This window comes from Prevotella sp. TCVGH (assembly GCF_023522295.1).
GTDB lineage: Bacteria > Bacteroidota > Bacteroidia > Bacteroidales > Bacteroidaceae > Prevotella > Prevotella timonensis.
In genome coordinates, this window is record NZ_QFFX01000098.1 from 1 (window position 1) to 6,283 (window position 6,283).

Genomic DNA, 6,283 nt, shown 5'->3' on the forward strand with positions numbered 1-6,283 from the left:
CATCAAGTCCGAAACTACAATGGAAGATTTGAAAAGGCTGTCCGATGCGTATCGACAGCGGTTCGGGATAGACACTTTTCAAATTGCTATCCATAAGGACGAGGGTTATCCAAAGGGAGAGTGGAAACCTAACCTACATGCCCATTTGGTTTTTGATTGGACTAACCAACAGACAGGAAAGAGTTTGAAACTGAACCGCCAAGACATGGTGGAGATGCAGACGATAACAGCGGAAGTCCTGCAAATGGATAGGGGGGTGTCGAGCGACAAGCAGCACCTTTCAGCCATTCAATACAAGAACATAGCCGAGCAAGTCAAGTTAAGGCAAATCGAGGACGAGAGGGAAAAGAAAGCAAAACAGATGCAAGAGGAGTTGGAGCGTTTCAAGGTAGCCAAGGCACGCAAGGAGGCAGCCATAGAGAGCGCAAAAACGCTTTCTGAGGGCATTAAAGGTATTTTCGGGCAGAGTTCCAAGGATAAGACGATAAAAGCCCTTAGAGAGCAAATAAACGCCAAACAAAAGGAGATTTTCGACATCAAGGTGGAAATAGTCGGGCTGAAAGCACAGCAGGAGGAACAGAAAGAGCAGCAAAAGGCTGCACTTAATGAAACACGCAGGGAAGCCGTTTCCAAGTATAACGAGTTAGTCGTTAAGCACAACAAAGCTGTGGAGCGGAACAAAGAGCTGCGGGAAGTAATCAAAGATTTTCAAGAAATCCCAATCATAGAAAAATGTCTTGCAATAATTCGCAGCTTCGTTTTCCATATCAATGGGCATTTTGATGCAGACGATAGAAGGTTGTTGTCTTTCGTCATGCAAGGCAATGAAGATACAGCCGAGAGCCTAAGACGTGCAGCCTTCAATATGGGCGGAGTGATATGCCAGTATCAATATGGCAGCAGATGGGACCAGGCGGAAAGGGAATTAAGAAACATTGCCAATGGTGTGAGGGAAGAGGAACAACAACAGCGAAGCAGGGGACTAAGAAGATAGCCCCTACTTGTAGTTATAGTCTCAAATCCTTGACTATCTCTTTCAGGACTTCTTCCTTGACGGTCGAATAGTCCGACTTATCATAGATTTCCAAAAGATAGACTTTCCCCTCCTGTTCAGTTGCGAGAACATTGTACGTTATAACCCTTGCACCGCCAGACTTTCCGCCACCCTTGGACTTGATAGCCATACGGATTTTACGAATACCTGGAGTAAGTTCTGTGCCTTGGAGGGGATTTCCTTCCAAAGATTTCACAAACTCTTCCATGTCCGATTTCATGGACTTGTGTCGCTTTGCCAATGCTTTCAAGCTCTTTGCAAAGGTCGGAGTGGGTATAATTCTAAAGCTCATCGAGGAGGTCGTTCATTGAAAGTTCTTTTATTTTGCCCTCTCTCATCTGTTTCACTTCTTGAAGTGCCATGCCGATACGCTCTTCAAGGCTTTTTGTGAAAGTTATATCTTCATCTTCAACGGGAACGAGGGTGTAAGCCTGTTTCTTACTTCTGCGAATAACTATCTTTTCGCCCTGGTCTGCCAAGTCAAACACGTGAGCCTGCTGGCTCCGAAATTCTCTTGATGTAAAATTCAATACTGCCATAATCTTTGTTTTTCGGCAAAGATAAGAGTTTTATTTCAATTTTCCAAAAAAATGTACCAAAATTGGTACACGCCATAAAAACTTGCTTTTTTCACGCTTACGCTGCACCCCCTCCACCCCCTCAAAGGGGGAGTGTTTTTGTCTTTTCCCCTTTTGTTTCCTTTCCGCTTCCCGGGAAAACCAACCCGATAAAAGCCTTATTTCTGTTATAGACAACGACTGTTATGTCTATCCTCGCGCGCGCGCATTATGCGAGAAAAAGGGGCTCTAACTATTACAAATTTAATGCTAACTATCACAAATTTAATGTTAAAACGGCCTTCAACTATTACAAATTTAATGCTTTCTATAACAAACTATTGATTTTGTTATAAAAAAAACATTACCTTTGCCACATAATTTAAAATCAATGCTTTATGAATAAGACTTTATCGGAGTTACAACGGGTTTCGGATAATATCGAGCAGACAGGAAAAGACTTGCGTGAAATGGAAAAAGTGTGGACTGAAGAACTAAAAGACAGACTTGCAAAGGGTATCACTGGGGATGCTGCTGTACAGCATTACAATGAATGGATGATAAAAGCAGGTATGGAACATCTAATCACAAAAGACAATGGCACGGACTATTAAGGGAAACAAAAATGTAGTACAGTCGTACACCCTGACGACTTCTCGATATAAATTCACAGCTTACGAAAAGCGTATTTTATACCGCATAGTGGAGTTTGCACAAGACGAAATTAAAGGCATTATGATTAGGGATAACCTCCATAAAATAGACCATTCCTTGTTTGGTAGAGAACTAACTATGCCTGTTACAGATATTCTTAAGAATGAAAGGGATGAGAACTACACCAAGGCAAAAGCAGCATTCTCTTCGCTACAAAAAAAAACAGTCGTCTATGAGGATGAAAAGGTTTGGGAAAGCACACAAATAATATTGGGTGTAAAACTTGAAAAGAACAATGGGATGGTAAAGTTCGAGGTTCACAATAAAATTTGGAATGCCATGCTGGACTTCACAAAAGGTTATCGAAAGTACGAACTTATTACAGCTATGCAGTTTGATTCAGTCTATACCATGCGTATGTACGAACTATTGAGCGGACAAAAAAGACCTTTGGAATTTACTTTCGAGCAATTAAGAGAAATGTTCTGTGTAACCGACAAATATAAACTACCTGCCAATTTTAAGGCTCGAGTTTTAGACGTTGCCAAAAAAGAGCTTGATGAGAGTAGTCCCTACTCGTTCAACTACATCGACGTAAAAGAGGGTCGTAAGGTTGTCGGATTTAAATTCTTCCCTACATTCAACCCCGATAACAAAGACGCTAATCTGTACGAAGCAGAATTACACTCAAAGGTTTCTATAAGCGCACAAATAAGCCGTGAAGCCTACGACTACTTTCGTTATTCTTTTGAGTTCAAGGCAGACGAAATTAGTAAGAATAAGAAGACTATCATCGAGGGAGAGAAAAATATACTCGACTTTATTGGGTTTCTTTCTTCCCTTGTTGGTCCTTCGAGGACTGCTAAGAACCGCATCGGCTACGTAATCAATGCAATCAAGAAGAAAACAGCAGAAAGTAAATAATATATAGCTTTTTAATATCAAAAGTAAACAAACTATAAAAAAAATTTTTTTTTGATTGTTTTTTTTTTAGATTTTATATAAATTTGCAAAATCATTACTTATGTTTAATTCTAAAAATAGAAACCTTATGAAAAAGTTTTACTTAATCTCTATTGTTTTATTAAGTTTAGCATCTTGTCAACAAGAAGATATTGCTACCAATGGTATGTACAGTGATGATTTTATGGCTAATTTAAAGTTTAACACCGTAAATTTAGTAGAAACAAGAGCTAGCTTAGAAAATGAACCAGAACAAACATCTAAAAATACAGAAAATGACAAAGAAATACAAAGCAATAGCAGTGGCTTTAGTATTGGAATTTTCTCTGTAAGAATAGCACGCCCTTCTACTGGATGTAGGAGAGGTTTTGGTTTTTGTGATTTTGTCTGGTTTCCGAAGCTACATAACAAGGATGTAGATATTCTACTTGAAAAACATTCAGAATACAGTTCTTTCAATATAAAAAGTGATTCAGAAGGAAATAAATTTGTTGATTTAGAATTAGCAGAAAAACCCACAGGCATAAATCTAAATAAACTTCAACCACTCGTTATAGAAGAACAACTAGAAGGATTTAATTCCATTAATAATAAAGAAAAGGAATTAATCGTTTCACAAGGTTCGTATTCATTTGATCGTTCTGTAGGTAAATTTGGAGGTTATAGAATTCCATTAAAATGAGTTTTCTATGAAACGCTCTATCATTATTTTTTTACTTGTTCCTTTTTTTCTGGTATCTTGTCAGATAGCAGGACTGACATCAGGTTATTCCCACTTGTCAAAAAAGGAACAAGCAAAAATAATTAACTACAAAGGAAAAATAGACGAAATCCACGACTACTCAAAAATATACACTGTCACTGTAGAACAAGTAAAAGAATACCTTTCAAATCATAACAACGTTATAATATACGATTATACACCATTCTGTAAATCTTCTTTTTGTTTTCCTCCAAACATATTAGAAGATATATGTAAGAAAAACAATACAGATTTACTTGTTATTTCAAATATTTATGATGACATTTTTTTAGGTATCACAAATAATTTTCCTATTTTAATGATAAAAACAAGTGTATATAATACTAAATCAAGGGCAAAATATATCGATAAATTTTATCATTCTTTAATCGGTTTAAATCTAAAAGAAATTGATTATGCAAGCTACCATTATTTCTCAAATGGTAATTACATAAAAAGCTTTAAGAATCCTAAAGATATAAGTTTATAACAAAAACCTTATAGACTCCATAACACATAACCATTTGTACCTGATGCAAGATCATGTCCACCACATGCAAAATTTGTAGCTGGTGGAATTTGGCTTTTATGGTATCGTTTCCGTTTCACTTCAACTCGTGCGCTCGGTCAATCGTCGTTTCTCCTCTTTCCCTTTTCGTTCCGTTCGTTCCTCTCTCCACTCATCATGTAATCAACGCTATCAAAAAGAAGAGTACAGAAAGTTAAAGTCAGGAGGAAGTTGTAACTGGGTGGCTATAAAATAAACTCATTGATATTGAGATATAATGAAAGTTGGAATTTAGTATATCTTTCGCCTAACATACTCTAAGAAACGAAAGAAGTAATAAAATTTGGGCAAGAAGTAATGTATTACTTCTTGCCCAATCATTGGATTTTCTATTTTATTATTTAATGAAGTCTTTCAACCTTACCTCCATCCAAGTAACCACGGCTACTTTTAGTAACATAACCTGCCATAATTTGCTTTCCAGAATAAAAGGGCTTATACCTTATAGTTCCTTTCAAAGATATATCACATCTTCTGCCAGAAAAAGAAAATTCTTTAGGATTATCATCATCAGGTGTCCATGTCATACCACTATAATTTGACGATATAGAACTGCCTGTGATTGTAACACTTGGAGTGCGAGGGGGAGTATATGTCATATCAATTCTTGAAATAGTATTACTTTGGGTCAAAGCATTGCTATGGATTCCTGTAATCCAATAGTACTGTACTATGTCTCCTCTTGTTTTGAGAGCCTTTGTTTTTACATCACTCACAATAGCATCCTTCTTTTCAAACTTGATACCTTTATCCAAATCTTCAAGAAATTTTTTAACCTTTTCATAATCCATTTGGAGAATAAGTTTATTCCTTTCTTTTTCAGGAATAGTGGTATCAATATTCCAATTGTAAGTTTTGAACAGATTTGTCATTTTCTCAACTTTAAGACTTTCTGGCGAAGAAGTCCTAGTGTCATTTACTGTATCCTCCTGAGAACAAGAAGAAATGAAAATGGAAACAAAAGCCAATAGTCCCAATAATAAAAAATTTTTCTTCATATGCATAGCTTTTTAAATTTAAGTTATAGCATTTGCAAAAATAATGCATATACTCACAAAAAGCAAATAATAAAAGATATTTTTTTGATTTTCTAACTCTGTTATCGAACACAACTGACATATAGGTATATACATAACCCGTTTCGTTTCTCTTCACTCGTGCGCATGGTGTTCCGTTCCTCCACACCTCGGGCGCACATCCAACCACTCCGTTTCATGGTGCTATCGCTGTGGGGGCTATGCTGCCCCCTACACCCCCTTCTGACATTTTCCACTGCCGGATTGCTTGAATATTGAGAATGTTTTTGTACCTTTGCCGACAGGTAAACGCTGTGTGCAGGTTATAGCCCACTATAACCCTTGCAGGGTTGTGGGCTCTCCGAGGTCAAGGGGGCGTCCCCCTTGACCCCCTCAGGACACACCCCCTAAAAAACAAACTTATGGCACAACAAACATCTATCCACGTGCAGCCCGTCAAGGGTGGCAGCGAACAACACAACAAAAGGGAAAAGAAACTCGACTATGTTCGAAAAGACCTCTCCAACCTCAACGAGTATTGGGAGAAAGATACGCAGACGGATCGACTTGAAAAAATCAAGTCAAGATACCTCCAATCGACAGGGCAGCGTATGCAATCCAAAGCCACCCCGATACGAGAGGCGGTCGTGGTCATCAAGTCCGAAACTACAATGGAAGATTTGAAAAGGCTGTCCGATGCGTATCGACAGCGGTTCGGGATAGACACTT

Annotated in this window: 8 protein-coding genes and 1 pseudogene; 6 read left to right on the plus strand and 3 right to left on the minus strand. The window is 37.9% G+C overall.

Features of this window, described 5'->3' with window-relative positions; all coding sequences use genetic code 11:
• The coding region (locus DEM91_RS11790; RefSeq protein WP_249859043.1) for a relaxase/mobilization nuclease domain-containing protein at positions 1 to 994 on the plus strand (994 nt) is incomplete at its 5' end.
• 13 nt (positions 995 to 1,007) lie between these two features.
• Here the strand turns inward: DEM91_RS11790 and DEM91_RS11795 are convergent.
• Entirely contained in the window at positions 1,008 to 1,346 is a 339-nt protein-coding gene (locus DEM91_RS11795; protein ID WP_249859044.1) for a hypothetical protein, read from the minus strand.
• Positions 1,336 to 1,593 (minus strand): hypothetical protein, encoded by a 258-nt coding sequence (locus DEM91_RS11800; protein ID WP_249859045.1) that lies wholly within the window; start codon positions 1,591 to 1,593, stop codon positions 1,336 to 1,338. The genes DEM91_RS11795 and DEM91_RS11800 overlap by 11 nt, the downstream gene beginning before the upstream one ends.
• Positions 1,594 to 2,009: 416 nt before the next feature.
• Between DEM91_RS11800 and DEM91_RS11805 the strand changes: the two genes are divergently transcribed.
• The 4 genes from DEM91_RS11805 (at position 2,010) to DEM91_RS11820 (ending at position 4,460) form a co-directional block, all read left to right on the plus strand.
• On the plus strand, positions 2,010 to 2,225 hold the full coding sequence (locus DEM91_RS11805) for a hypothetical protein (RefSeq protein WP_249859046.1): 216 nt from the start codon (positions 2,010 to 2,012) through the stop codon (positions 2,223 to 2,225).
• On the plus strand, positions 2,209 to 3,189 hold the full coding sequence (locus DEM91_RS11810) for a replication initiation protein (protein WP_249859047.1): 981 nt from the start codon (positions 2,209 to 2,211) through the stop codon (positions 3,187 to 3,189). The genes DEM91_RS11805 and DEM91_RS11810 overlap by 17 nt, the downstream gene beginning before the upstream one ends.
• 127 nt (positions 3,190 to 3,316) lie before the next feature.
• Complete coding sequence (locus DEM91_RS11815; protein ID WP_249859048.1) at positions 3,317 to 3,910, plus strand: hypothetical protein; 594 nt, start codon at positions 3,317 to 3,319, stop codon at positions 3,908 to 3,910.
• Between the two features lie 7 nt (positions 3,911 to 3,917).
• Complete coding sequence (locus DEM91_RS11820; protein WP_249859049.1) at positions 3,918 to 4,460, plus strand: hypothetical protein; 543 nt, start codon at positions 3,918 to 3,920, stop codon at positions 4,458 to 4,460.
• Positions 4,461 to 4,879: 419 nt separating this feature from the next.
• Here the strand turns inward: DEM91_RS11820 and DEM91_RS11825 are convergent, their stop codons facing one another.
• The gene (locus DEM91_RS11825) at positions 4,880 to 5,536 is read right to left on the minus strand and encodes a hypothetical protein (protein ID WP_249859050.1); all 657 of its coding nucleotides are present in this window, start codon (positions 5,534 to 5,536) and stop codon (positions 4,880 to 4,882) included.
• Positions 5,537 to 5,976: 440 nt separating this feature from the next.
• On the opposite strand from DEM91_RS11825, the pseudogene DEM91_RS11830 reads away from it, so the two are divergent.
• Positions 5,977 to 6,283 (plus strand): annotated as a pseudogene (locus tag DEM91_RS11830) (mobilization protein); the annotation flags it as partial.